General features: G+C 71.5%; 20 protein-coding genes. 10 read left to right on the forward strand and 10 right to left on the reverse strand.

Annotation, left to right across the window (positions count from 1 at the left end; all coding sequences use genetic code 11):
* Positions 1-8 precede the first annotated feature (8 nt).
* Complete coding sequence (locus tag ACWCQ1_RS06395; RefSeq protein ID WP_358595066.1) at positions 9-899, reverse strand: helix-turn-helix domain-containing protein; 891 nt, start codon at positions 897-899, stop codon at positions 9-11.
* Positions 900-1,021: 122 nt separating this feature from the next.
* On the opposite strand from ACWCQ1_RS06395, the gene ACWCQ1_RS06400 reads away from it, so the two are divergent.
* Both ACWCQ1_RS06400 and ACWCQ1_RS06405 read left to right on the forward strand, forming a co-directional pair.
* Positions 1,022-2,773 (forward strand): glycoside hydrolase family 35 protein, encoded by a 1,752-nt coding sequence (locus tag ACWCQ1_RS06400; RefSeq protein ID WP_358595069.1) that lies wholly within the window; start codon positions 1,022-1,024, stop codon positions 2,771-2,773.
* Positions 2,774-2,861: 88 nt separating this feature from the next.
* Positions 2,862-3,758 carry a hypothetical protein gene (locus ACWCQ1_RS06405; RefSeq protein ID WP_133042776.1) on the forward strand — a complete coding sequence of 299 codons (897 nt, stop codon included), beginning with the start codon at positions 2,862-2,864 and terminating at the stop codon, positions 3,756-3,758.
* Between the two features lie 531 nt (positions 3,759-4,289).
* On the opposite strand, the gene ACWCQ1_RS06410 is transcribed toward ACWCQ1_RS06405, so the two are convergent.
* Both ACWCQ1_RS06410 and ACWCQ1_RS06415 read right to left on the reverse strand, forming a co-directional pair.
* Entirely contained in the window at positions 4,290-5,195 is a 906-nt protein-coding gene (locus ACWCQ1_RS06410) for an SDR family oxidoreductase (protein WP_451025969.1), read from the reverse strand.
* 1 nt (position 5,196) lies between these two features.
* Positions 5,197-5,943: an SDR family oxidoreductase gene (locus tag ACWCQ1_RS06415; RefSeq protein WP_358595077.1), complete on the reverse strand. Its 747-nt coding sequence runs from the start codon at positions 5,941-5,943 to the stop codon at positions 5,197-5,199.
* A gap of 99 nt (positions 5,944-6,042) precedes the next feature.
* Here ACWCQ1_RS06415 and ACWCQ1_RS06420 point away from each other — a divergent pair, with 99 nt between their 5' ends.
* Genes ACWCQ1_RS06420 through ACWCQ1_RS06440 form a run of 5 tightly spaced genes read left to right on the forward strand, consistent with a single transcriptional unit; the run spans position 6,043 to position 10,085 of the window.
* On the forward strand, positions 6,043-6,792 hold the full coding sequence (locus ACWCQ1_RS06420; protein ID WP_451025970.1) for an enoyl-CoA hydratase family protein: 750 nt from the start codon (positions 6,043-6,045) through the stop codon (positions 6,790-6,792).
* Between the two features lie 2 nt (positions 6,793-6,794).
* Positions 6,795-7,631 (forward strand): CoA transferase subunit A, encoded by an 837-nt coding sequence (locus ACWCQ1_RS06425; RefSeq protein WP_133042779.1) that lies wholly within the window; start codon positions 6,795-6,797, stop codon positions 7,629-7,631.
* Entirely contained in the window at positions 7,628-8,383 is a 756-nt protein-coding gene (locus ACWCQ1_RS06430; RefSeq protein WP_133042780.1) for a CoA-transferase, read from the forward strand. The genes ACWCQ1_RS06425 and ACWCQ1_RS06430 overlap by 4 nt, the downstream gene beginning before the upstream one ends.
* Complete coding sequence (locus tag ACWCQ1_RS06435; protein WP_451026019.1) at positions 8,383-9,447, forward strand: NAD(P)H-dependent flavin oxidoreductase; 1,065 nt, start codon at positions 8,383-8,385, stop codon at positions 9,445-9,447. Before ACWCQ1_RS06430 ends, ACWCQ1_RS06435 begins: the two co-directional genes overlap by 1 nt.
* Positions 9,444-10,085, forward strand: a complete 642-nt coding sequence (locus ACWCQ1_RS06440) for an SIMPL domain-containing protein (RefSeq protein WP_451025971.1) — start codon at positions 9,444-9,446, stop codon at positions 10,083-10,085. The genes ACWCQ1_RS06435 and ACWCQ1_RS06440 overlap by 4 nt, the downstream gene beginning before the upstream one ends.
* Positions 10,086-10,346: 261 nt before the next feature.
* On the opposite strand, the gene ACWCQ1_RS06445 is transcribed toward ACWCQ1_RS06440, so the two are convergent.
* Genes ACWCQ1_RS06445 through ACWCQ1_RS06455 form a run of 3 tightly spaced genes read right to left on the reverse strand, consistent with a single transcriptional unit; the run spans position 10,347 to position 12,988 of the window.
* Positions 10,347-11,504, reverse strand: a complete 1,158-nt coding sequence (locus tag ACWCQ1_RS06445; RefSeq protein ID WP_358595090.1) for an acetyl-CoA C-acetyltransferase — start codon at positions 11,502-11,504, stop codon at positions 10,347-10,349.
* A 17-nt stretch (positions 11,505-11,521) separates the two neighbouring features.
* Positions 11,522-12,133, reverse strand: coding sequence for a TetR/AcrR family transcriptional regulator (locus tag ACWCQ1_RS06450; RefSeq protein ID WP_133042783.1), 612 nt, complete (start codon positions 12,131-12,133; stop codon positions 11,522-11,524).
* A gap of 15 nt (positions 12,134-12,148) precedes the next feature.
* Complete coding sequence (locus ACWCQ1_RS06455) at positions 12,149-12,988, reverse strand: SDR family oxidoreductase (protein ID WP_358595093.1); 840 nt, start codon at positions 12,986-12,988, stop codon at positions 12,149-12,151.
* Positions 12,989-13,038: 50 nt separating this feature from the next.
* Between ACWCQ1_RS06455 and ACWCQ1_RS06460 the strand changes: the two genes are divergently transcribed.
* Positions 13,039-14,178: an acyl-CoA dehydrogenase family protein gene (locus ACWCQ1_RS06460; protein ID WP_451025972.1), complete on the forward strand. Its 1,140-nt coding sequence runs from the start codon at positions 13,039-13,041 to the stop codon at positions 14,176-14,178.
* Positions 14,178-15,140 carry an acyl-CoA dehydrogenase family protein gene (locus ACWCQ1_RS06465; RefSeq protein WP_451025973.1) on the forward strand — a complete coding sequence of 321 codons (963 nt, stop codon included), beginning with the start codon at positions 14,178-14,180 and terminating at the stop codon, positions 15,138-15,140. Before ACWCQ1_RS06460 ends, ACWCQ1_RS06465 begins: the two co-directional genes overlap by 1 nt.
* On the opposite strand, the gene qcrB is transcribed toward ACWCQ1_RS06465, so the two are convergent.
* Both qcrB and ACWCQ1_RS06475 read right to left on the reverse strand, forming a co-directional pair.
* Positions 15,115-16,761: a cytochrome bc1 complex cytochrome b subunit gene (gene qcrB, locus ACWCQ1_RS06470; RefSeq protein WP_358595102.1), complete on the reverse strand. Its 1,647-nt coding sequence runs from the start codon at positions 16,759-16,761 to the stop codon at positions 15,115-15,117. The genes ACWCQ1_RS06465 and qcrB overlap by 26 nt on opposite strands.
* Before the next feature lie 69 nt (positions 16,762-16,830).
* Complete coding sequence (locus ACWCQ1_RS06475) at positions 16,831-17,556, reverse strand: vWA domain-containing protein (protein ID WP_451025974.1); 726 nt, start codon at positions 17,554-17,556, stop codon at positions 16,831-16,833.
* Between the two features lie 96 nt (positions 17,557-17,652).
* Between ACWCQ1_RS06475 and ACWCQ1_RS06480 the strand changes: the two genes are divergently transcribed.
* A complete protein-coding gene (locus tag ACWCQ1_RS06480) occupies positions 17,653-18,564 on the forward strand; it encodes a rhomboid family intramembrane serine protease (RefSeq protein ID WP_133042789.1) in 912 nt (303 codons plus the stop codon).
* A gap of 133 nt (positions 18,565-18,697) precedes the next feature.
* Here the strand turns inward: ACWCQ1_RS06480 and ACWCQ1_RS06485 are convergent, their stop codons facing one another.
* Together ACWCQ1_RS06485 and gltB are read right to left on the reverse strand one after the other, a co-directional pair.
* Positions 18,698-20,161, reverse strand: a complete 1,464-nt coding sequence (locus tag ACWCQ1_RS06485) for a glutamate synthase subunit beta (RefSeq protein WP_451025975.1) — start codon at positions 20,159-20,161, stop codon at positions 18,698-18,700.
* Positions 20,154-24,755: a glutamate synthase large subunit gene (gltB, locus tag ACWCQ1_RS06490; RefSeq protein WP_133042791.1), complete on the reverse strand. Its 4,602-nt coding sequence runs from the start codon at positions 24,753-24,755 to the stop codon at positions 20,154-20,156. The genes ACWCQ1_RS06485 and gltB overlap by 8 nt, the downstream gene beginning before the upstream one ends.
* Between the last annotated feature and the right edge of the window lie 170 nt (positions 24,756-24,925).

The raw sequence follows: 24,925 nt of genomic DNA on the forward strand, positions 1-24,925 counted from the left end.
CGCACAGCCTACGGGGCGGGGGTGTGCTCGATCATGGGCGGATCGTCGGGATCGGGCACCTGGTTGCTCCAGCCGCCGGGGACGGTGCGGAACTGCTGCGCGCGGAAGCGGATCGGCGCCATGCCGACGCGGCGGGTGAACAGCCGGGAGAAGTAGGCCGGATCGTCGTAGCCGACGCGGCGGGCGACGGCGGCGACGGGCAGTTCGGTGGCGGCGAGGAGTTCCTTGGCGCGGCCCAGCCGGATGCCGAGCAGGTAGTCCTTGGGGCTGCAGCCGGCGCCCCGGCGTACGGCGGTGCGCAGTTCGGCGGGGGTCATGCCGTGCCGGGCGGCGTGGTCGGCGACGCTCAGCGGCAGACAGGCGTCGCGGGCGAGGGCCTTGAGGACGGGGTCGCCGTCGGGCGCGAGGTCGGCCCGGGCACGGCGCAGGGCGACCAGCAGTTCGTGGACGGCGGCGCCCGTCTCCACCTCCAGCAGCGGGTTGCCGCGGCGGGCGGCCCGCGCGATGCGGCCGATCACGGCACGCGCGCCCGTGGCGTCGGAGAGCGGCACCACGGGCCGGTCCGGTTCGATGTAGCCGAGTTCGGTGTACGTGGCGGTGGCGGGCCCGTCGAAGACCACGAACCCCTCGTCCCAGCCGTCCTCGGGGTCGGCCCCGTAGTGGTGCGGCACCCCGGGCGTGAGCCACAGCAGGGCGGGCGCGGTGACGGTGGTGCGGCGGCCGTCGGCGTCGAGGAACCAGCCGCTGCCCGTGCTGACGAGGACGGCGACGTGGTGGTCGAGGGTGCGGGGGCCGACGGTGGGCAGCGCGCCGTACTGCAGTCCGACGCCGAGGCAGACCAGGCCGAGCCGGTGGTGGGCCGGTCCGGGGGTGAAGAACCGCATCCAGGTGTGGTACATCCGCGCGCTCCTTCCCGCATCGTCCCGGCCGCCGGTTTTTCGTCCAAGCAGCTCTTTTCGTCCAAGCAGCGCTGATCTTTGTCCATGGACGGTGACAACCGCCAGGGGTGAGGCTTTGGCGCATGACCGATTTCAGGGTGGGGGAAAAGGACTTCCTGCTGGACGGGCGCCCGGTGCGGCTGCTGTCCGGGGCGCTGCACTACTTCAGGGTGCACGAGGAGCACTGGGAACACCGGCTGGCGATGTTGCGGGCGATGGGCCTCAACTGCGTGGAGACGTACGTCCCGTGGAACCTGCACGAGCCGAGGCCGGGCGAGTACGAGGACGTGGCGGCCCTCGGCCGCTTCCTGGACGCGGCCCACCGCGCGGGGCTGCTCGCGATCGTGCGGCCGGGTCCCTACATCTGCGCCGAGTGGGAGAACGGCGGGCTGCCGCACTGGCTGACCGGCGAGCTGGGCACGCGCGCGCGTACCCGTGACGAACGGTTCATGGAGCACCTGGAGCGCTGGTTCGGGGTGCTGCTGCCGCAGGTCGTGGACCGGCAGATCGACCAGGGCGGCGGCCCGGTGATCATGGTGCAGGCGGAGAACGAGTACGGCAGCTACGGCTCGGACGAGGAGTACCTGCGCCGGCTGGCCGAGCTGCTGCGGGCGCGGGGCGTGACGGTTCCGCTGGTCACCTCGGACGGCCCCGAGGACCACATGCTGTCCGGCGGCTCCATCCCCGGGGTGCTCGCCACGGTGAACTTCGGCTCCCACGCGCGCGAGGCCTTCGAGACGCTGCGCCGGCACCAGCCGGAGGGGCCGCTGATGTGCATGGAGTTCTGGTGCGGCTGGTTCGACCACTGGGGCGGCGAGCACATCACCCGGGACGCCCAGGACGCGGCGGCCGCGCTGCGCGAGATCCTTCAGGCGGGCGCCTCGGTCAACGTCTACATGGCGCACGGCGGCACCAACTTCGCCGGCTGGGCGGGCGCCAACCGCCCCGGCGGCGAGCTGCACACGGGGCCGCTGGAGGCGGACGTGACGTCGTACGACTACGACGCCCCGATCGACGAGTTCGGCAACCCGACCGACAAGTTCTGGCGCTTCAGGGAGGTGCTCGCCGCGTACGCGGACGGCCCGCTGCCCGAGCCGCCGCCGGCGCCCGCGCGGCTGGGCGCGGAGGCGGAGGTGCGGCTGACCGGCTGGACGCCGCTTGACGCCGTCCTGGAGAGCCGGGGCGGCCAGGAGGTCGCGGCACCGGTCCCGCCCACCTTCGAGGAACTGGACGTGGACCGGGGTGTGGTGCGGTACGCGGTGACGGTGCCGGGCCCCCGGCCGCCGTACCCGCTGACCGCGCGCGGCCTGCGGGACCTGGCCGTGGTGTACGTCGACGGGGAGCGGGCCGGCGTGCTCACCGAGGGCGACGAGCAGCTGGCGAAGCCGGTCGCCGGGCACGCGCGCGTGGAGCTGTGGGTGGAGTCCCTGGGGCGGGTGAACTACGGGCCCCGCAGCGGCGAGACCAAGGGCATCACCGGGGGGCTGCTGCACGAGCGGCAGTATCTGCACGGGGTACGCGCGCGTGGGCTGCGGCTGGACGCGCTGGACGACATCGGGGACGTCGTTTTCCAGCCGCTCGGACAGGACGGCGCACCGGGGCTGTACCGGGGGACGGCGACCGTGCGCGGCGCCGGGGACGCACGGCTCGAACTGCCGGGCTGGACCCGGGGGTTCGTCTGGGTCAACGGCTTCAACCTGGGCCGTTACTGGACGGCGGGCCCCCAGCGCTCCCTGTACGTGCCCGGTCCGGTCCTGCGTGAGGGCGACAACGAGGTGTGGCTCCTGGAGCTGGAGGAGGCGGCCCCGCAGGCCGTGCGGCTGCGTTCCGTGTGAGCGTCCGGCGCCCGGAACCCGACCAGGGAAAATCCGCTCTCCTCCCCGTAGAGTGGAGTCGGGTTCTGGGCGTCTTGGGGGTTCAGGCGTGGCGAACGGCGGACCGGTCGAGCACGGCTACCCACACCTGGAGACGGTGCGGGCCGCCATCACCGCGCTCTGGAAACGGCTGTCGTACGACACCGTCCAGACCTTCTCCACCAGCGTGGCCCCCGCGGACGTGGCCTTCTGCGACACCGACGACCTCTATCTGGGCGCCCAGCGGGTGGCCCGGGAGCTGGTGCGGCACTACCGGCTGCCGGACGCCCGGCTGATCGTCAGCTTCCGGGAGATGACGCACGCGGCGAACGTCGAGCTGGCGGCGGGCCCGGAGTACTTCGTGGAGCTGAACGACCGGTTCCGCACGCACCGGCGGGACATCGGCGCGGCCCTCGCCCACGAGGTCATGCACGTCTATCTGCACCGGCTGGGGCTGTCCTTCCCCGGAACCCGGGACAACGAGATCCTCACGGACACCGCGACGACGTACCTGGGCGCGGGCTGGCTGCTGCTCGACGCCTACCGGGAGGACTCGGCGTCCTCCCAGAAGCTCGGCTATCTCACGCCCGAGGAGTTCGGGTACGTCCTGGCCAAGCGTGCCCTGGTCTTCGGCGAGGACCCCGCGATCTGGTTCACCAGCCCGCAGGCGTACGAGGCCTACACCGAGGGCATGGCCCAGGCCCGCCGCGACGAGCAGCAGCCCCCGCTCACCGCGGCCGGCTGGGCGGGCCGCCGCCGCTACGCCCGCGACCGCCGCCACGCCCAGGACACCCACACGCCCCTCCCCCACGCCGGCACGCCGTACTCCTTCACCCCGGACGGCCACGGCCCCCTCCGCGTGTCATTCCCCTGCCCGACCTGCCACCAGCGCATCAGGGTCCCGGTGAAGGGACGGGTACGAGCGAGATGCGGCCTGTGCCGGACGGTACTGGAGTGCGACACGTAGGGGCCGGGGCGCGAGCGAACCGCACCGGCGCGCGGCACGGACCGTTCCGAAGCGCGGCGCGGGCGCGGGGCAAACCGTGCCGGAGCGCGACCGAGGGCGCGTCGGGGAAGCAAAGCCACCCCCGACGGGCTGCGGACCGGGAACACGGCGCGGACACAAGACCAACCCTGCCGAAACGCGACACGCAGCGAGACGAGGGCGAATAGTGCCGGAGCGCGACCGGGGGCGCGGCGCGGGCGCGCGGCAAAACGTGCCGGAGGGCGGCGCGGGTGCAGGGGAACCGTGCCGGAGCGCAACCGGCAGCGCGGCGCGGACGCAAGGCAACCGTGCCGGAGCGCAACCGGGGGCGCGGCGCGGCGCGAGGGCCCCGCCGGAGGGCCACGCCGGCCGGGACTGAGGGCGCGAGGCCAACCCTGTCCGAGGTCCGCAGTCAGCCCGACGCAGACACGAAGCCACCCTGCGCGGGGACCACACCCAGCCGGACGCGGACACGAAGCCGAGCCTGCCCGGGGACCACCCAGCCGGACGCGGCTACGTCCCGTACACCGCCCCCGGCGCCTCCGCCTCCCCCAGCAGCTTGAGTGCCGTCTCCCCCGCCTCCGTCGGGCTCCACCGGGCCCCCTTGTCGGCGCTCGGGCCCGGGCGCCATCCCTCCATGACGGTGATCCGGCCGCCCTCCGCCTCGAAGACGCGGCCGGTCACGCCCTCGCTCGCGGCGGAGCCGAGCCAGACGACGAGGGGCGAGACGTTCTCCGGGGCCATGGCGTCGAAGCCGGTGTCGGGGGCGGCCATGGTCTCCGCGAAGGTCCGTTCCGTCATGCGCGTGCGGGCCGCGGGCGCGATCGCGTTGACCTGGACGCCGTAGCGGGCCAGTTCGGCCGCCGCGACCAGCGTCAGTCCGACGATGCCTGCCTTCGCGGCGCTGTAGTTCCCCTGTCCGACCGACCCCAACAGCCCGGCCCCGCTGCTGGTGTTGACGATCCGGGCGACCGGCGTGCGTCCCGCCTTCGCCTCGGCCCGCCAGTGCGCGGCGGCGTGCTTGAGCGGCAGGAAGTGCCCCTTGAGGTGCACGCGCATCACGGCGTCCCAGTCCCCCTCGTCGAGGTTGACCAGCATCCGGTCGCGCAGGAACCCGGCGTTGTTGACGAGCGTGTCGAGCCGCCCGTACGTCTCCAGAGCCGCCGCGACCAGCGAGGCCGCTCCCTCGGTGCCGGCGATGTCGCCGCCGTGGGCGACCGCCTCACCGCCCGCCGCCCGGATCTCCTCGACGACCTGCCGGGCCGGACTGTCGGCGCCCGGCGTCCCGTCCAGCCCCACGCCCAGGTCGTTGACCACGACCCGCGCGCCCTCCGCCGCGAACGCGAGCGCGTGTGCCCGTCCGAGGCCCCTGCCCGCCCCGGTGACGACGACGACCCGTCCGTCGCAGATTCCGCTCATCTCACGTCTCCTTGTTGGCAGTTGCGGCATCCAGGAACGCCGGCCGCTCCCCGCCCCCGTGCACCAGCAGGCTCGCCCCGCTGATGTAGGCGGCCGCGTCGGAGGCGAGGAAGACGGCGGCCGCGCCGACGTCGGCCGGGGTGCCAAGGCGGCCGAGCGGCACCGTGCGGGACACCGCGTCGACGCCGTCCTCGCCGCCGTAGTGCAGATGGGCCAGCTCGGTGCGGACCATGCCGACGACAAGGGTGTTGACCCGGACCTCTGGTGCCCACTCCACGGCCATCGAGCGGGCGAGGTTCTCCAACCCGGCCTTGGCCGCCCCGTACGCCGCCGAGCCGGGCGAGGGCCGGCTGCCGCTGACGCTGCCGATCATCACGACGGCTCCCCGGGCCCGCCGCAGGTGCTCGTACGCGGCGAGGGAGGCCGTGAGCGGGGCGAGGAGGTTGAGCTCGACGACCCGTGCGTGTCGCTCGGCGTCCGCGTCGGCCAGCTTGCGGTAGGGGGCGCCGCCCGCGTTGTTGACGAGGATGTCGAGCCGGGGCAGCGCGGCGAAGAAGGCACGTACGGCGGGCGGATCGCGCAGGTCGAGCGGGCTGAACTCCACGCCCTCGACCGGCACTTCGGGCGGCCGTCGCGCACAGGCGACGACCTGCGCCCCGGCCTCCACGAAGGCCTTGGCGATCCCCGCTCCCACCCCCCGGGTGCCCCCGGTGACCACGACCGTCCTGCCGCGCAGCGAGTTATCCACAGGTCTCCCGCTCCGATCCGCGGACTGCTAGCTTCGAAGCCTCACACCTAACAAATGTTTGGTGGAAAGGCGTTGGTTGGAAAGGTAGCTGATGCGCCCATGGGTGTCTCCACCTCGTCCCCGGAAAAGGGGATCCGTCTCCTCACCGTCGACTTCCCCCCGGTGAACGCACTGCCGGTGCGCGGCTGGTTCGAGCTGGCCGACGCGCTGCGTGGCGCGGGCCGTGACCAAGGGGCGCGTTGTGTCGTCCTGGCCGCCGAGGGCCGGGGCTTCAACGCGGGCGTGGACATCAAGGAGATACAGGCGCAGGGCTCGAGCGCGCTGGTGGGCGCCAACCGCGGCTGCTTCGAGGCGTTCGCGGCGGTGTACGAGTGCGAGGTGCCCGTGGTGGCGGCGGTGCACGGCTTCTGCCTGGGCGGCGGCATCGGCCTGGCGGGGAACGCGGACGTGATCGTGGCGAGCGAGGACGCCGTCTTCGGCCTGCCCGAGCTGGACCGGGGCGCCCTGGGCGCGGCCACGCATCTGGCCCGACTGGTCCCGCAGCACCGGATGCGCGCCCTCTACTACACCTCGCAGACGGTCACCGCGCGGGAGCTGCACGGCTACGGCTCGGTGTGGCGGGTGGTACCACCCGACGAACTGCGCCAAACGGCCCTGGAGGTGGCGCGCGACATCGCCGCCAAGGACGGAGAGCTGCTGCGTCTGGCCAAGACCGCCATCAACGGCATCGATCCGGTCGACGTGCGCCGCAGCTACCGCTTCGAGCAGGGCTTCACATACGAGGCGAGCGCGGTCGGGGTGGCCGACCGGGTCCGGGACACCTTCGGCAAGCAGAAGGAGGGTGCGTAGGCGTGGGCGACAAGACGATGACCGCCGAGGAGGTGGTCTCCCGCCTGGAGAGCGGCATGACCCTCGGCATCGGCGGATGGGGTTCCCGCCGCAAACCGATGGCCCTGGTCAGAGCGCTGCTGCGCTCGGACGTCACCGACCTGACGGTCGTCTCCTACGGCGGCCCGGACGTGGGCATGCTGGCGGCGGCCGGACGGATCCGCAAGCTGGTCGCCGCCTTCGTCACCCTCGACTCCGTCCCACTGGAACCGCACTACCGCGCGGCCCGGGAGCGCGGTGCCTTCGAGTTGATGGAGATCGACGAGGCGATGTTCATGTGGGGGCTGCGCGCGGCGGCGAACCGGCTGCCGTTCCTGCCGGTGCGGGCCGGGATCGGCTCGGACGTGATGCGGGTCAACCCCGGTCTGCGGACGGTCACTTCGCCGTACGAGGACGGGGAGACGTTCGTGGCGATGCCGGCCCTGCGGATGGACGCGGCCCTCGTGCACGTGGGCCGCGCGGACCGGCTGGGCAACGGGCAGTACCTCGGCCCGGACCCGTACTTCGACGACCTGTTCTGCGAGGCGGCGGACACGGCCTATGTGTCGTGCGAACGGATCGTGGACACGGCCGAGTTGACGAAGGAGGCGGCACCCCAGTCGCTGCTGGTCAAACGGCACCGGGTGACGGGTGTCGTGGAGGCCCCGAACGGCGCGCACTTCACGTCCTGCGCCCCCGACTACGGCCGGGACGAGGCCTTCCAGCGGACGTACGCGACCACGCCCTGGCCGGAGTTCGCGGCCCGGTTCCTGGCCGGGGACGAGCAGGCGTACCAGACGGCGGTGAGGGAGGAGTCATGACCGAGGTCACCGGCACGTCCGTTGTTCCCGTCACCCGCGCCGAGTACTGCGTGATCGCCTGCGCCGAGGCCTGGCGGGGCGAGGGCGAGGTGCTCGCCAGCCCGATGGGGCTGATCCCCTCCATCGGCGCCCGGCTCGCCCGGCTCACGTTCTCGCCGGACCTGCTGCTGACGGACGGTGAGGCGATGCTGGTCCGCCCGGACGGCACGGTCGAGGGCTGGCTCCCCTACCGTCAGCACCTGGCCCTCGTCACCGGCGGGCGGCGGCACGTGATGATGGGCGCGAGCCAGATCGACCGGTTCGGCAACCAGAACATCTCCTGCATCGGCGACTGGGAGCGGCCGAAGCGGCAGTTGCTCGGGGTGCGCGGGGCGCCGGTCAACACGCTGAACAACCCGACGAGTTACTGGGTTCCGAAGCACTCCCGGCGGGTCTTCGTCGAGAAGGTCGACATGGTCTGCGGGGTGGGTTACGACCACGCGGCCGCCCATCCGGAAACGACTCGCTACCACCGCATCCCGCGTGTCGTCTCCGACCTGGGCGTCTTCGACTTCGCGACCCCGGACCGCTCGATGCGCCTGGCCTCACTGCACCCGGGGGTCACTCTGGAGGAGGTGCGCGAGGCGACCGCCTTCGAGTTGTCGGTCCCGGACGAGGTGCCGACGACCCGGGAGCCCACGGCCGAGGAACTGCGGCTGATCCGCGAGGTGCTCGACCCGGCCGGCAGCCGGGCCAGGGAGGTCGGTTCGTGATGGAGACGGCGCTCACCCGCCTCATCGGCGTCCGGCACCCGATCGTCCAGACCGGTATGGGCTGGGTGGCGGGCCCCCGTCTGGTGTCCGCGGCGGCGAACGCGGGCGCGCTCGGCATCCTGGCCTCCGCGACGATGACGACCGACCGGCTGCGCGAGGCGATACGGGAGGTGAAGTCCCGTACGGACGCTCCGTTCGGGGTGAATCTGCGGGCCGACGCGGCGGACGCCGGTGACCGGGTGAGCATCATGATCGAGGAGGGCGTCCGGGTCGCCTCCTTCGCCCTCGCCCCCTCCCCCGAGCTGATCGTGGAGCTGAAGGGGGCGGGTGTCGTGGTCATCCCCTCCGTCGGCGCGCGACGGCACGCGGAGAAGGTCGCGGCATGGGGCGCGGACGCCGTCATCGTGCAGGGCGGCGAGGGCGGTGGGCACACCGGCGAAGTGGCGACGACGGTGCTGCTGCCGCAGGTGGTCGACGCGGTGCGGATACCGGTCGTGGCGGCGGGGGGCTTCTTCGACGGACGGGGCATGGTCGCGGCGCTGGCGTACGGGGCGGCGGGGGTCGCGATGGGCACGCGGTTCCTGCTCACCTCCGACTCGACGGTGCCGGACGCGGTGAAGGCGCGGTATCTGGCGGCGACGGTCCGGGACGTCACCGTGACCAGGGCGGTGGACGGTCTGCCGCACCGGATGCTGCGCACGGAGCTGGTGGACTCCCTGGAGAACTCCGGCCGCGCGCGGGCCCTGCTGCACGCCCTGCGCCGCGCGGCCGGCTTCCGCAGGCTGTCCGGGCTGAGCTGGCGGCAGATGGCGCGCGACGGGCTGGCGATGAAGCACGGCAGGGAGCTGTCCTGGAGCCAGGTACTGCTCGCCGCGAACACGCCGATGCTGCTGAAGTCGGCGATGGTGGACGGCCGTACGGATCTCGGGGTGATGGCGTCCGGGCAGGTCGCCGGGGTGATCGAGGACCTGCCCTCGTGCGGGGAGCTGGTGGCGGGGGTGATGGCTCAAGCGGAGGAAATCATCGGCGAGTTGGCGCGGGGCGGTGCTTCAATGCGCACATGACGGAGACGATCAGAGAGCCGTGGGGATCGAGTGTTTTCGGTGCGGGGAGCGTGCGGGTCGAGCCGCAGCTCGTCCGGGTGAGGTTGTCGGTGGATGTGCTGGAGCCCCTGCCGGACAGGGCGTTCCAGGAGGCGGGTGCTGCCGTGGCGCGGCTGCGTGAAGTACTGCGCGGGCACGGGATACCGGACGCGTCGGTGTCGGGCTCCCGGCTCAAGCTCAGCTCGGACTACGACGGGTACGGCGGCGAACGGAAGTTCCTCGGCTACCGCTGCCGGGCCTCGTACGTCATCGAGACCGAGGTGCTCGACGATCTCCAGCAGCTGATCGTGGACGCGGTCGACGCCGGGGCGCACCACATCGACAGCGTCGAGTTCGACGTGCACGACAAGCCGGCGCTGCGGGACGAGGCACGGCGCAAGGCGGTGGCCGCCGCCCGCCGCAAGGCCGAGGTGTACGCGGAGGCGGCGGGCGTGAAGCTGGGCCCGGTGGTGCACATCCAGGACGTGGACTCGGAGTCCTACGAGTTCCGCCAGTACCGGGGCCACGGCGGCGGGGGCGGCACCTCGGCGGGCGACCTCGCACCCGGCATGGTGGAGGTGTCAGCGGGCGTGGTCCTGGGCTTCTCCTTCACCCACTGACCCACCCCGGCCCCCTTACCCACGCCGGCCCACCGCCACGCCCCGCCCACCGGCCGCCGCGCACCACCGCGCGTTGGCCCGTGGCGGCTGGCGGCTGGCGGCTGGCGGCTGGCGGCTGGCGGCTGGCGGCTGGCGGCTGGCGGCTGGCGGCTGGCGGCCCACCGGTTACCGCAGCACGCCTACCTCCGCTCCACCGCCCACCCAGCACCCACCACCGCACCGCCCACCACCAGGCGGCCCCCCGCCCCCTCCCTACCGTCCTCAGACCCTCTCAATGATCGTCACGTTCGCCTGGCCGCCGCCCTCGCACATCGTCTGGAGGCCGAAGCGGCCGGCCGTGCGCTCCAGTTCGTGCAGCAGGGTCGTCATGAGTTTGACGCCGGTCGCGCCGAGGGGGTGGCCGAGGGCGATCGCGCCGCCGTTGACGTTGACCTTCTCGGGGTCGGCGCCGGTCTCCTTGAGCCAGGCGAGGACGACCGGGGCGAAGGCCTCGTTGATCTCGACGAGGTCGATGTCGTCGATGGTCAGGCCGGTCTTCTTCAGGGCGTGGGCGGTGGCCGGGATGGGGGCGGAGAGCATGCGGATGGGGTCCTCTCCGCGTACGGAGAGATGGTGGACGCGGGCGCGGGGCCGCAGCCCGTGCTCGCGCACCGCCCGCTCCGAGGCCAGCAGCATCGCCGCCGCCCCGTCGGAGACCTGGGAGGAGCAGGCGGCGGTGATGGTGCCGCCGTCCAGGACCGGCTTCAGCCCGGCCATCTTCTCCAGCGAGGTGTCCCGGCGCGGCCCCTCGTCGACCGCGACCTCGCCGAGGGCCACGATCTCCCGCTCGAACCGGCCCTCGTCGATCGCCCGCAGCGCCCGCCGGTGCGACCGCAACGCGAACTCCTCCTGGTCCTCCCGGCTGATCCCCCACTTCGCGGCGATCATCTCGGCGCCCACGAACTGGTTGACGGGCTGGTCCCCGTACCGGGCCCGCCAGCCCTCGCTGCCCGCGAAGGGTCCGGCGGTGAAGCCCAGCGGCTCGGCGGCCTGGCGGGTGGCGAAGGCGATCGGGATCTGCGACATGTTCTGCACACCGCCCGCGACCACCAGGTCCTGCGTGCCGGACAACACCCCCTGCGCCGCGAAGTGCACGGCCTGCTGCGAGGAGCCGCACTGCCGGTCGATCGTCACGCCGGGCACCTCCTCGGGCAGTCCGGCCGCCAGCCAGCAGGTGCGCGCGATGTCCCCGGCCTGCGGTCCCACCGCGTCCAGACAGCCGAAGACGACGTCCTCGACGGCGGCCGGATCGACGCCCGCGCGCTCGACCAGCTCCTTCAGCACATGCGCGCCCAGGTCGGCCGGATGGACCCCGCTCAGCCCACCTCCCCGCCGCCCCACGGGCGTTCGGACCGCTTCGACGATGTAGGCCTCGGCCATGGCGACTCCCCAATGGGTCACGTTCGTACGGCGATCCCGTCCAGCACCATCGACAGGTACTGCCGGGCGATCTCCTCCGGGCTGTGCTGTCCGCCGGGCCGGTACCAGGACGCGGCCACCCACACGGTGTCGCGCACGAACCGGTAGGTGAGACGGACGTCGAGGTCGGCCCGGAAGACCCGGGCGGCGACCCCGCGCTCGAGCGTGGACAGCCACGCCTTCTCGAACTTGCGCTGCGACTCGGCGAGGAACGCGAACCGCTCCTGCGCCACCAGCTGCCTGCTCTCCTTCTGGTAGATCGCGACGGCGGCGCGGTGCCGGTCGATCTCCCGGAACGACTCGGTGACCAGGGCCTCCAGGGTCTCGCGCGGGTCCAACTCGGCGTCCAGGACGGTGTCGTAGCCGCTCCACAGCTCGTCGAGGAAGGTGCGCAGGATCTCCTCCAGCATCGATTCCTTGGAGTCGAAGTGGTAGTAGAGGCTGCCCGCGAGCATGCCCGCGTGGTCGGCGATCTTGCGTACGGTGGTGGCGTTGTAGCCCTGCTCGGCGAAGACCTCGGCGGCGGTCTCGAGGAGTTCGCGGCGCCGGGCGGGCGCGGCGGTCACCTGGGGCTTCTTCTTGGTCGGCACGGATACATTCTCGTCCTAGGCGTGCTGGCTGCTGACGGAGACGACCTCGCCCGTCATGTACGAGGAGTAGCCGGACGCCAGGAAGACGATCACGTTGGCCACCTCCCAGGGCTCCGCGTACCGGCCGAAGGCCTCGCGCGCGGTCAGTTCCTCCAGCAGCTCGGGGGTCGTCACCTTCACCAGGTGCGGGTGCATGGCCAGGCTCGGCGAGACGGCGTTGACCCGCACTCCGTACTCGGCCGCCTCCAGCGCCGCGCACCGGGTCAGCGCCATGACACCGGCCTTGGCGGCGGCGTAGTGGGCCTGTCCGGCCTGGGCACGCCACCCGACTACGGAGGCGTTGTTGACGATGACCCCGCCACCACCCTTGCCCCCGCCACCACCGTTGCCCTCGCCGCCACCCTTGCCCCCGCCGCCGCTCTCGCGCATCAGCCGCAGCGCGGCCCGGGTGCACCGGAAGGTGCCGTTCAAGGTCACGTCCAGGACCCGGCTCCACTGCTCGTCGGTCATGTCGACGAGGGGCGACGTGCCGCCGAGCCCCGCGTTGTTGACGACGACGTCCAGCCGTCCGTGCTCGCTCACCGCCGTCTCGAACAGGGCCCGCACCTGGCCCTCGTCGGTGACGTCGCACGGCACCGCGGCCACCGCGCCCGGGAAGTCCCGGGCCAGCTCAGCCTCGTACTCCTTCAGCCGCCGCCCGTGGGCGTCGCTGATCAGCACGCGGGCGCCCTCCTCCAGGAAGCGACGCGCGGTGGCGCCGCCGATGCCCGCTCCGGCCGCCGCGGTGATGACGGCGGTGCGGCCGGTCAGCAGGCCGTGCCCGGGCACGTACACCGGAGTCTCGACCGTTGTCATAGGGCCACGCTAATCTACCAAACACTTGTTAGGGAAGGAGGGCGACGACCGTGGACCTCACCGACTCGCGCGCCGACGAGGAGTTCCGCGCGGAGGCCAGGGCCTGGCTCACCGCGCATGTACCGGCCGACCCGCTGCCGTCCCTGGAGACCGCGGAGGGCTTCGCGGCGCACCGGGCGTGGGAGGCGGAGCTGGCCGCGGACCGCTGGTCGGTGGTCAACTGGCCGGCCGCGTACGGCGGACGGGACGCCGGTCTCCCGCGCTGGCTCGCCTTCGAGGAGGAGTACTGGGCGGCGGGCGCGCCGGGGCGGGTGAGTCAGAACGGGATCAGTCTGCTGGCGCCGACCCTCTTCGACCACGGCACTGAGGAGCAGCGGGCGAGAGTGCTGCCGTCGATGGCCACCGGCGAGGTGATCTGGGCGCAGGCGTGGTCCGAGCCCGAGGCGGGCTCCGATCTGGCCTCCCTCAGATCGCGGGCGGTGCGCACGGACGGCGGCTGGCTGCTGACCGGGCAGAAGACCTGGTCGTCCCGGGCCGCCTTCGCCGACCGCGCCTTCGGCCTGTTCCGCAGTGACCCGGACACGCCGAAACCCCACCAGGGCCTGACCTACCTGACGTTCGGCCTGCGCGCGCCGGGCGTCACGGTCCGCCCGGTCGGCCGCCTGGACGGGAAGCCGGCGTTCGCCGAGCTCTTCCTGGACGACGTGTTCGTGCCGGATGCGGACGTGATCGGCGCGCCCGGCGAGGGCTGGCGGATCGCGATGTCGACGGCGGGGAACGAGCGGGGGCTGATGCTGCGCTCCCCGGGCCGTTTCCTCGCCGCCGCGCAGAGACTGCGCGCCCTCTGGGGGGAGCGGGGAAGTCCTCCCCACGCACACGACCAGGTGGCCGACGCCCTGATCGGCGCTCGCGCCTACCAGCTCTTCACCCACGCGGCGGCCTCCCGCTTCCTGGACGGCGACTCCATCGGGCCCGAGTCCAGCCTGAACAAGGTCTTCTGGTCCGAGTACGACATCGCGCTGCACGAGACGGCCCTCGACCTGCTCGGCGAGGAGGGCGAGTCGGCGGACACGTCCTGGGCCGAGGGCTACGTCTTCTCCCTCGCCGGCCCGATCTACGCGGGCACCAACGAGATCCAGCGGGACATCATCGCCGAGCGCCTGCTGGGCCTGCCGAAGGGACGCCGCTGATGCGTTTTCTGCTCGACGCCGAACAGCGGGCGTTCGCGGCCTCGTTGGACGCCCTGCTCACCGCCTCCGACACACCGTCCGTCATACGGGAGTGGAGCCGCGGCGAACGGGCGAGCGGCCGTGCGCTGTGGCGCCGTGTCGCCGAAGCGGGGGTGTTCGGTCTCGCCGTACCGGAGGAGTACGGCGGACTCGGCGTCCGTCCTGTGGAACTCGCCGTCGCGTTCGTGGAGTTGGGGCGGCACGCGGTACCGGGACCTGTGGTGGAGACGGTCGTCGCGGCCGCCCTGCTCGGTGAGCCGAGTCCGGCCGCCAAGCGCCTGTTGCCGTCGCTGGCCTCGGGCGAGGCGCTGGCGACGGTGGCGCACGAGGGGTCGTACGCCCTCGACGGCGAGGCGGCGGACGTCCGTCTCTCGCTGGCATCCGACGGCCTGCGCCTCGCCCCCGGTCACGGTCCGGTACGCCCCTCCCTCGACCCCGCCCGCCGCCTCACCCCCCTGGCACCGGGCGGCGAACTCCTCACCGCCGAGCCGCCCGTGGAGCACGCCCTCGCCCACGCCCGTCTCGCCACCGCCGCACAGGCCCTCGGTGTCGGGCTCGCCCTCCTGGACCGGACCGTCGCGTACGTGAAACAGCGCACCCAGTTCGGCGTCCCCATCGGCTCCTTCCAGGCCGTGAAGCACCGACTGGCCGACGTCAAGATCGCCTTGGAGTTCGCGCGGCCCCTGGTGTTCGGAGCCGCGCTCACCATGGCGCCCGCCGACCTGGCCGCCGCCAAGGTCGCGGCCTGCGAGGCCGCGTACCGGGCCGCCCGTACCGCCCTCCAGTCGCACGGCGCGATCGGGTACACCGCGGAGTACGACCTGTCCCTGTGGCTGACCAAGGCCAGAGCGCTGCGCACCGCGTGGGGCACGCCTCGGGAGTGCCGGGCGCTGGTGCTCAGTGGTGGTGGTCGCCGCTGGTGAGCTCCCGGTACTCCTCCACGGTCGGTTTGGCGATCCGCGAATCGGGCCCGAACATCGCCCGCGCCAGCTGGGCGCGCACCCGCTGGGCGACGGTGACCGGCCGGCGCACGCCGTTGGCGTCGACGAGCGGGCCGATCTCGTAGGGCGGGTTCTGTTCGTGCTGGGTGAGGGTGAAGAGCTGGTCCTGCGGAAGCGGTTCGTGCACCTCGACGAACTCGCCGCTCGGCAGCCGTTTGATGGTGCCGGTCTCCCTGCCGTGCAGCACCTTGTCCCGGTCCCGGCGCTGCAGGCCCAGGCAGACCCGTTTGGTGACGATGAATGCGACGACCGGCGCCGCGAAGAAGGCGACCCGCACGAACCAGGTGATGGCGTTGATGGACAGATGCAGATGCGTGGCCACGATGTCGTTGCCGCCGCCGATCAGCAGCACCACGTACAGGGCGAGCCAGGCCACGCCCAGCCCGGTGCGCACGGGCGCGTTGCGCGGCCGGTCCAGGATGTGGTGCTCGCGTCTGTCCCCGGTGATCCACGCCTCGACGAAGGGATACAGGCCGAGGGCGAGCAGGATCAGCGGGAAGAGCGAGAAGGGGATGAGAACGCCCAGCACCAGGGTGTGGCCCCAGGCGTTGATCTCCCATCCCGGCATCACCCGGATCAGTCCCTCGGAGAAGCCGAGGTACCAGTCGGGCTGGGCGCCGGTGGTCACCAGGTCCGGCCGGTAGGGGCCGAAGGCCCACACGGGGTTGATACTGGCGATGCCGCCCATGACGGCCAGCACGCCGAAGACGAGGAAGAAGAAACCGCCGGCCTTGGCCATGTAGACGGGCAGGAAGGGCATGCCGACCACGGTCTTCTGGTCGCGCCCGGGCCCGGGGTACTGGGTGTGCTTGTGGTAGAAGACCAGGATCAGATGGGCGACCACCAGCCCCAGCATCAGCCCTGGCAGCAGCAGGACGTGGACCGGGAAGAGCCGCGAGATGATGTCGTGGCCCGGGAACTCCCCGCCGAACAGGAACATCGACAGATACGTGCCGACGATCGGGATCGACAGGATCGCGCCGTCGGCGAAGCGGATGCCGGTGCCGGAGAGCAGGTCGTCCGGGAGCGAGTAGCCGGTCAGGCCGGTGATGATGCCGAGCATCAGCAGGGTCCAGCCGAACAGCCAGTTGACCTCGCGGGGCTTGCGGAATGCGCCGGTGAAGAACACCCGCATCATGTGCACCAGCATGCCGGTGACGAAGACCAGCGCCGCCCAGTGGTGGATCTGCCGGATGAGCAGTCCGCCGCGCACGTCGAAGCTGATGTCCAGCGCGGACTCGTAGGCGCGGGTCATCCGGACGCCGTTGAGCGGCACGTACGAGCCGTGGTAAGTGACCTCGACCCCGCTGGGCTCGAAGAACAGGGTCAGGTAGATGCCGGTGATGATCAGGATGATGAAGCTGTACAGGCAGATCTCGCCGAGCATGAAGGACCAGTGGTCCGGAAAGACCTTGCGCATGTTGGCCTTGGCCAGGGCGTAGAGGCCGAGCCGTCCGTCGGCCCAGTCGGCGACCTTCTCGCCCTTGCCCGGGGGCTCCCTGCGCGCCGAAGCCCCGTGGTTGTCCGCACGTGCGCCGTCCATACGTTCGTCGCCTCCCCGTCGGATCAACATCAGGGTGGCACGCTCCCCGGGGCCGGGCCAACGGTGCGTTCAGGACGGCGGCACGATTCCCTGCGCCCGCGCCGCCACCAGCCACTTCGGGAACTCGCTCACGAGCCGGTCGTACAGCTCGGCGTCCGACACCTTCCGCGGGTCCGCCCCGGCGTGGAAGAACCCGGCGTTGTCGACGACCCGCTTGTCCGGGACCGCGAGGTCGTCGAGCCGGCGCAGGAAGTCGAACTGCTTGCTGTGCGGGTCCCCGAAGCCCACGAACTGCCAGAACAGCGGCAGCCGGGCCGCCTTGCACAGGTACCGTTCCGCGGCGAGCTTGTTGATCGGGCCGCCGTCGGTCTGGAAGACCACCAGGGCGGGGTCGGTGGAGCCGCTGTCGAGGTAGTGGTCGATCACGGCGTCCATGGCCAGGTGGTAGCTGGTCTTGCCCATGTGCCCGAGCCCGGCCACGATCTTCTCGATGCGCCCCGCGTGGTCGGCGAGCGCGATCTCGGTCTCGGCGTCGACGTCCGTCGAGAAGAACACCACCGGCACGCTTCCGTCGTCGTCGAGATGCGCGGACAGCCCGAGCACCCGGTCGGCCAGCGCCTGCACACTGCCGTCGTTGTAGTACGGCTTCATCGAGCCGGAGTAGTCGACGACGAGGTACACGGCGGCCCGCAGACCGTCCAGCCCGTGCTTGCGCAGTAAGACCCCGGCGCTCTTGTAGAAGCTGACCAGGGCCGGCGCGGTCTCCTCGACCTTCTTCAGACTGATCGCAACCATGGCCCCTACTCTCCCATCCGTCACCCGTGTTCGTTATTTTGTTCGCCGCCGTCCCCACCGGCTCACCGTTCGTCCCATCCCCTCCGAGGAGCCGGCGTGGAACCCGAGTCCACCGTCACCACCTGCTACCGTCATCCCGCGGTGGAGTCCCACGTCCGCTGCACCCGCTGCGACCGCCACATCTGCCCGGACTGTATGCGGGAGGCGTCCGTCGGCCACCAGTGCGTGGAGTGCGTACGTCAGGGCGCGCGGTCGGTGCGGCAGGCGCGCACGGCGTTCGGCGGGCGGATCATCTCTGCGCCCGTGGTGACGTACGTCCTGATCGGGCTCAATGTGCTCGCGTATCTGGGCGAGCTGGTGCGGCCGTCGGTCGTGGACCGGTTCGAGATGCTGGGCCGGGGGCTGGTCGGGCCGGACGGCGGGCACTACGTGTGGACGGCCGGGTACCCCTCGGCCTACCACCCCGAGGGTGTCATCGACGGGGAGTGGTACCGGCTGCTGACGGGTGCGTTCCTGCATCTGCCGCCGACCGGGGGCACGTTCGGGATCCTGCACATCGTGATGAACATGGTGTCGCTGTGGAACATCGGCCGGGTGGTCGAGTTCCAGCTCGGCCGGATCCGGTACGTCACCCTGTATCTGCTGTCGGCGCTGGGCGGCTCGGTGCTGGTGCTGCTGCTGGCGCCGGACACTCCGACGCTGGGCGCGTCCGGGGCGATCTTCGGGCTCGGAGCCGCGTACTACGTCATGGCGCGGCGGCTGGGCGCCGACATGGGTCAGGTCAACCGTTTCATGGCGGGCCTGCTGCTGTGGCTGCTGATCTCCGCGGGCCTCACCTCCTGGCAGGGCCACCTCGGCGGACTGCTGGCCGGCGCCGTGGTGACCGTCGCCTTCGCCTACGCGCCCCGCGACCAGCGCCGCACCCTCGTCCAGGCGGGCGCGTGCGTGGCCCTGCTGGCGCTGCTGGTGATCCTGGCGATGGCGAAGGTCGCGGAACTGACGGTCTGAGCAGCCGAAACGGGGACAGCGCCTGCCCGTAGTCCGGTCGGGGACTGGGCAGACGCCGTCACGGGGGGTCTGGGGGGACACCCCCCAGACAACCAGCCCGTACGCCTTTGTACGGGACGTTCTTCGTGAACCGTCAGACCATCAGCGCGCGGTCCGTCGGGCGGATCGGGGCCGGCAGGTCGCTGGCGCCGGTCAGGAAGCGGTCGACGCCGCGGGCGGCCGAGCGGCCCTCCGCGATCGCCCACACGATGAGCGACTGGCCGCGGCCCGCGTCACCGGCGACGAAGACGCCGGGGACGTTGGTCTGGAAGTCGGCGTCGCGGGCGATGTTGCCCCGCTCGTCGAGGTCCAGGCCGAACTGGTCGACCAGGCCGTTGTCCCGGTCGGTGCCGGTGAAGCCCATGGCCAGCGTCACCAGCTGGGCCGGGATCTTGCGCTCGGTGCCCGGCTTCGGCGTGAGCCTGCCGTCGATGAACTCGACCTCGGTGAGGTGCAGCCACTGGACGTTGCCGTCCTCGTCGCCCTCGAAGTGGGTGGTGGAGACGGAGTAGACCCGCTCGCCGCCCTCCTCGTGCGCGGAGGTCACCTTGTACAGCATCGGGAAGGTCGGCCACGGCTGGGTGACGGCATTCCGCTCGTCGCCCGGCCGGGGCATGATCTCCAGCTGGGTGACGGAGGCCGCGCCCTGGCGGTGGGCGGTGCCCACGCAGTCCGCGCCGGTGTCGCCGCCGCCGATGACCACGACGTGCTTGCCCTCGGCCGAGACCGGGGCGACGACGTAGTCGCCCTCCTGGAACTTGTTCGACAGGGGCAGGTACTCCATGGCCTGGTAGATGCCCTTGAGCTCGCGGCCCGGCACCGGCAGGTCACGCGCGGTCGTCGCACCGGCGGCGATGACGATGGCGTCGTACCGCTTCTTCAGGTCGGTCGCCTTGAGGTCGCGGCCGATCTCGATGCCGGTGCGGAAGCGGGTGCCCTCCGCGCGCATCTGCTCGATACGGCGGTTGATGTGCCGCTTCTCCATCTTGAACTCGGGGATGCCGTAGCGCAGGAGGCCGCCGATGCGGTCGGCGCGCTCGTAGACGGCGACGGTGTGGCCGGCCCGGGTCAGCTGCTGGGCGGCGGCCAGGCCCGCCGGGCCCGAGCCGATGACGGCGACGGTCTTGCCGGACAGGCGCTCCGGGATCTGCGGCGCGACGTCACCGGTCTCCCACGCCTTGTCGATGATCGAGACCTCGACGTTCTTGATGGTCACCGGCGGCTGGTTGATGCCGAGCACACACGCCGACTCGCACGGGGCCGGGCACAGCCGCCCCGTGAACTCGGGGAAGTTGTTCGTCGCGTGCAGGCGTTCCGAGGCCGCCGACCAGTCCTCGCGGTAGGCGTAGTCGTTCCACTCGGGGATCAGGTTCCCCAGCGGACAGCCGTTGTGACAGAACGGGATGCCGCAGTCCATGCAGCGGCTGGCCTGCTTGCTGATGATCGGCAGCAGGGAGCCGGGGACGTAGACCTCGTTCCAGTCCTTCAGGCGCTCCTCGACCGGACGGGACTTGGCGACCTCACGGCCGTGGTTCAGAAAGCCCTTCGGGTCAGCCATTGATCGCCGCCTCCATCATCTTCTCGGTGATCTCGGACTCGGAGAGTCCCGCCTGCTCGGCGGCGTCCTTGGCGGCGAGCACTGCCTTGTACGTACTGGGGATGATCTTGCTGAAGCGTTCGACCCCTCCTCCAGGGGTATCCCACTCGGCCAGCAGCTTCTCGGCGACCGTGGAGGCGGTCTCCTCCTGGTGCCGGCGCACCACGTCGTGCAGCCACTGCTTGTCGGTGTCGTCCAGCTCCTCGACCGACTCCAGGTTGCCGACGTTGACGTTGTCGCGGTCGAGGTCGATCACATACGCGACACCGCCGGACATACCGGCGGCGAAGTTGCGGCCCGTCGGGCCGAGCACCACCGCGCGTCCGCCGGTCATGTACTCGCAGCCGTGGTCGCCCACGCCCTCGGAGACGACCGTCGCGCCGGAGTTGCGGACACAGAATCGCTCGCCGGTACGACCGCGCAGGAACAGCTCGCCGCCGGTCGCGCCGTACGCGATGGTGTTGCCCGCGATGGTCGAGAACTCGGCGAGGTGGTCGGCGCCCCGGTCGGGACGGACGATCACCCGGCCGCCGGACAGGCCCTTGCCGACGTAGTCGTTGGCGTCGCCCTCCAGGCGCAGCGTGACACCGCGCGGGAGGAAGGCGCCGAAGGACTGGCCCGCGGAACCGGTGAAGGTGATGTCGATGGTGTCGTCGGGCAGGCCCGCGCCACCGAACTTCTTCGTCACCTCGTGGCCGAGCATGGTGCCGACCGTGCGGTTGATGTTGCGGATGGAGACCTGGGCGCGCACCGGCTGGGCGTCGGTCGCGGAGTCGGCGGCCAGGGCGTCGGCGGCGAGCTTGATCAGCTCGTTGTCGAGCGCCTTCTCCAGGCCGTGGTCCTGGGCGATCACCTGGTGGCGGACCGCGCCCTCGGGCAGCGACGGCACGTGGAACAGCGGGGCCAGGTCCAGGCCCTGCGCCTTCCAGTGGTCGACCGCGCGGGTCACGTCGAGCGCCTCGGCGTGGCCGACGGCCTCCTCGATGGAGCGGAAGCCGAGCTCGGCGAGGATCTCGCGGACCTCCTGGGCGATGTACTGGAAGAAGTTGACGACGTACTCGGCCTTGCCGGAGAAGCGGTCGCGCAGGGTCGGGTTCTGGGTGGCGATGCCGACCGGGCAGGTGTCCAGGTGGCAGACGCGCATCATGACGCAGCCGGAGACGACGAGCGGCGCGGTCGCGAAACCGAACTCCTCGGCGCCGAGCAGCGCGGCGATGACGACGTCACGGCCGGTCTTGAGCTGGCCGTCGGTCTGGACGACGATCCGGTCGCGCAGGCCGTTGAGCAGCAGGGTCTGCTGGGTCTCGGCGAGACCGAGCTCCCAGGGGCCGCCCGCGTGCTTCAGCGAGGTCAGCGGGGAGGCGCCCGTGCCGCCGTCGTGACCGGAGATGAGCACGACGTCCGCGTGCGCCTTGGACACACCCGCCGCGACCGTGCCGACGCCGACCTCGGAGACCAGCTTGACGTGAATCCGCGCCTGCGGGTTCGCGTTCTTCAGGTCGTGGATCAGCTGGGCCAGGTCCTCGATGGAGTAGATGTCGTGGTGCGGCGGCGGCGAGATCAGACCGACGCCCGGGGTCGAGTGACGGGTCTTGGCGACCCACGGGTACACCTTGTGGCCGGGCAGCTGGCCGCCCTCGCCGGGCTTGGCGCCCTGGGCCATCTTGATCTGGATGTCGTCCGCGTTGACCAGGTACTCGGAGGTCACGCCGAAGCGGCCGGAGGCGACCTGCTTGATGGCGGACCGGCGGGCCGGGTCGTACAGACGGTCCGGGTCCTCGCCGCCCTCACCGGTGTTGGACTTGCCGCCCAGCTGGTTCATGGCGATGGCGAGCGTCTCGTGCGCCTCGCGCGAGATGGAGCCGTACGACATGGCGCCGGTGGAGAAGCGCTTGACGATCTCGGAGACCGGCTCGACCTCGTCGATGGAGATCGGCTGCCGGTCCGACGTGAAGCCGAACAGGCCGCGCAGCGTCATCAGGCGCTCGGACTGCTCGTTCACGCGCTCGGTGTACTTCTTGAAGATGTCGTAGCGGCCGGTGCGCGTGGAGTGCTGGAGGCGGAAGACCGTCTCGGGGTCGAACAGGTGCGGCTCGCCCTCGCGGCGCCACTGGTACTCGCCGCCTATGTCCAGGGCGCGGTGGGCCGGCGCGATGCCGGAGGCGGGGTAGGCCTTGGCGTGGCGGGCGGCGACCTCCTTGGCGACGACGTCGATGCCGACCCCGCCGATCTTGGTGGCCGTACCGCTGAAGTACTTGTCGACGAACGCGTCGTCGAGGCCGACGGCCTCGAAGACCTGGGCGCCCCGGTAGGAGGCGACCGTGGAGATGCCCATCTTCGACATGACCTTCAGCACGCCCTTGCCGAGGGCGTAGATCAGGTTGCGGATGGCCTGCTCGGGCTCGATGCCGGAGAGGAAGGTACCGGCGCGGACCAGGTCCTCGACCGACTCCATCGCCAGGTACGGGTTCACGGCCGCGGCGCCGTAGCCGATGAGCAGGGCGACGTGGTGGACCTCGCGGACGTCGCCGGCCTCGACCAGCAGGCCCACGTGGGTGCGCTGCTTGGTGCGGATGAGGTGGTGGTGGACGGCCGCGGTGAGCAGCAGCGAGGGGATCGGCGCGTGCTCGGCGTCGGAGTGGCGGTCCGACAGGACGATCAGCCGGGCGCCGTTGCCGATGGCGGCGTCGGCCTCGGCGCAGATCTCCTCGATGCGCGCTGCGAGGGCGTCACCGCCGCCGGAGACCCGGTACAGACCGGAGAGGGTCGCGGCCTTGAAGCCGGGCATGTCGCCGTCGGCGTTGATGTGGATGAGCTTGGCCAGCTCGTCGTTGTCGATGACCGGGAAGGGCAGCACGACGGAGCGACAGGAGGCGGCGCTCGGGTCGAGCAGGTTGCCCTGCGGGCCCAGCGACGAGCGCAGGGAGGTGACCAGCTCCTCGCGGATCGCGTCCAGCGGGGGGTTGGTGACCTGCGCGAACAGCTGGGTGAAGTAGTCGAACAGCAGCCGCGGGCGCTCGGAGAGCGCGGCGATCGGGCTGTCCGTACCCATCGAACCGATCGGCTCGGCACCGGCCTTGGCCATCGGCGCGAGGAGGACGCGCAGCTCCTCCTCGGTGTAGCCGAAGGTCTGCTGGCGGCGGGTGACCGAGGCGTGGGTGTGGACGATGTGCTCGCGCTCGGGCAGGTCGCCCAGCTCGATCTCGCCGGCCTCGATCCACTCGGCGTAGGGGTGCTCGGCGGCGAGGGCCGCCTTGATCTCGTCGTCCTCGATGATGCGGTGCTCGACGGTGTCGACGAGGAACATCTTGCCGGGCTGCAGCCGGCCCTTGCGGACGACCTTGGCCGGGTCGATGTCCAGGACGCCGACCTCGGAGCCGAGGACGACCAGGCCGTCGTCGGTGACCCAGTAGCGGCCGGGGCGCAGGCCGTTGCGGTCGAGGACCGCGCCGACCTGAGTGCCGTCGGTGAAGGTGACACAGGCCGGGCCGTCCCAGGGCTCCATCATCGTGGAGTGGAAGTTGTAGAAGGCGCGGCGGGCGGGGTCCATGGAGTCGTGGTTCTCCCACGCCTCCGGGATCATCATCAGCACGGAGTGCGGCAGCGAACGCCCGCCCAGGTGCAGCAGTTCGAGCACCTCGTCGAAGGTCGCCGAGTCGGAGGCGTCCGGCGTGCAGATCGGGAAGACGCGCTCCAGGCCCCTGTCCCCGAACAGGTCGGAGACCAGCTGCGACTCGCGGGCGCGCATCCAGTTCCGGTTGCCCATGACGGTGTTGATCTCACCGTTGTGCGCGACGAAGCGGTACGGGTGCGCGAGGGGCCACGACGGGAAGGTGTTCGTGGAGAACCGGGAGTGCACGAGCGCGATCGCGGAGGCGAAGCGGCGGTCGGACAGGTCCGGGAAGAAGGGCTCGAGCTGACCGGTGGTCAGCATGCCCTTGTAGACGATGGTGCGCGCGGAAAGCGACGGGAAGTAGACACCCACCTCGCGCTCGGCGCGCTTGCGCAGCGCGAAGGCCTTGCGGTCGAGAACGATGCCCTTCGAGGCGTTGTCCGTGACGAAGATCTGGCGGAAGGCGGGCATCGTCGAGCGGGCGGTGGCGCCGAGCAGTTCGGGGGCGACCGGGACCTCGCGCCAGCCGAGGACGGTGAGACCCTCGTCGTCGGCGATCGTCTCGATGCGTGAGACGGCGTCCTCCGTCCCCTCCTCGGGCAGGAAGGCGATACCGGCCGCGTAACCGCCCGCCTCGGGCAGTTCGAATCCGGCCACGTCACGGAAGAACGCGTCGGGCACCTGGGAGAGGATGCCGGCGCCGTCCCCGGAGTCGGGCTCCGAGCCGGTGGCACCGCGGTGTTCGAGGTTGCGCAGGACGGTCAGGGCCTGTTCGACCAGGGTGTGGGACGCCTCGCCGGTGAGGGTGGCAACGAAGCCGACGCCGCAGGCGTCGCGCTCGAAGCGGGGGTCGTACATACCCTGCGCAGCAGGGCGAGCATCCATGAAGGACCAGTTCTGGCCATTCGCGGAATGCTGGGACGGCTGGCGCGGCGTACGCATCGGCTCTCCCGTCGTCGTCTCAAGTGGCATGCAGATTGCCGAGGGACGACGTTGGCCCTCTGCGGAGTGCAAAATTTCGTGCAGGTTACATGATGGAGCGGTTCTCGGGAACCGGGATATTCCGTTCCAGCATGCGGACACCGCTCGGCTGCAGCGCGGGTGCCGCGCCT

The sequence above is a fragment of the Streptomyces sp. NPDC002144 genome, from assembly GCF_053593695.1.

Excerpts from the sequence above, each read along its gene's own strand:
- ACWCQ1_RS06395 (WP_358595066.1), bottom strand. The coding sequence starts at position 899 with ATGTACCACACCTGGATGCGGTTCTTCACCCCCGGACCGGCCCACCAC.
- ACWCQ1_RS06400 (WP_358595069.1), top strand. The coding sequence starts at position 1,022 with ATGACCGATTTCAGGGTGGGGGAAAAGGACTTCCTGCTGGACGGGCGC.
- ACWCQ1_RS06410 (WP_451025969.1), bottom strand. The coding sequence starts at position 5,195 with ATGAGCGGAATCTGCGACGGACGGGTCGTCGTCGTCACCGGGGCGGGC.
- ACWCQ1_RS06420 (WP_451025970.1), top strand. The coding sequence starts at position 6,043 with ATGGGTGTCTCCACCTCGTCCCCGGAAAAGGGGATCCGTCTCCTCACC.
- ACWCQ1_RS06430 (WP_133042780.1), top strand. The coding sequence starts at position 7,628 with ATGACCGAGGTCACCGGCACGTCCGTTGTTCCCGTCACCCGCGCCGAG.
- ACWCQ1_RS06435 (WP_451026019.1), top strand. The coding sequence starts at position 8,383 with ATGGAGACGGCGCTCACCCGCCTCATCGGCGTCCGGCACCCGATCGTC.
- ACWCQ1_RS06440 (WP_451025971.1), top strand. The coding sequence starts at position 9,444 with ATGACGGAGACGATCAGAGAGCCGTGGGGATCGAGTGTTTTCGGTGCG.
- ACWCQ1_RS06445 (WP_358595090.1), bottom strand. The coding sequence starts at position 11,504 with ATGGCCGAGGCCTACATCGTCGAAGCGGTCCGAACGCCCGTGGGGCGG.
- ACWCQ1_RS06455 (WP_358595093.1), bottom strand. The coding sequence starts at position 12,988 with ATGACAACGGTCGAGACTCCGGTGTACGTGCCCGGGCACGGCCTGCTG.
- ACWCQ1_RS06465 (WP_451025973.1), top strand. The coding sequence starts at position 14,178 with ATGCGTTTTCTGCTCGACGCCGAACAGCGGGCGTTCGCGGCCTCGTTG.
- qcrB (WP_358595102.1), bottom strand. The coding sequence starts at position 16,761 with ATGGACGGCGCACGTGCGGACAACCACGGGGCTTCGGCGCGCAGGGAG.
- ACWCQ1_RS06475 (WP_451025974.1), bottom strand. The coding sequence starts at position 17,556 with ATGGTTGCGATCAGTCTGAAGAAGGTCGAGGAGACCGCGCCGGCCCTG.
- ACWCQ1_RS06485 (WP_451025975.1), bottom strand. The coding sequence starts at position 20,161 with ATGGCTGACCCGAAGGGCTTTCTGAACCACGGCCGTGAGGTCGCCAAG.
- gltB (WP_133042791.1), bottom strand. The coding sequence starts at position 24,755 with ATGCGTACGCCGCGCCAGCCGTCCCAGCATTCCGCGAATGGCCAGAAC.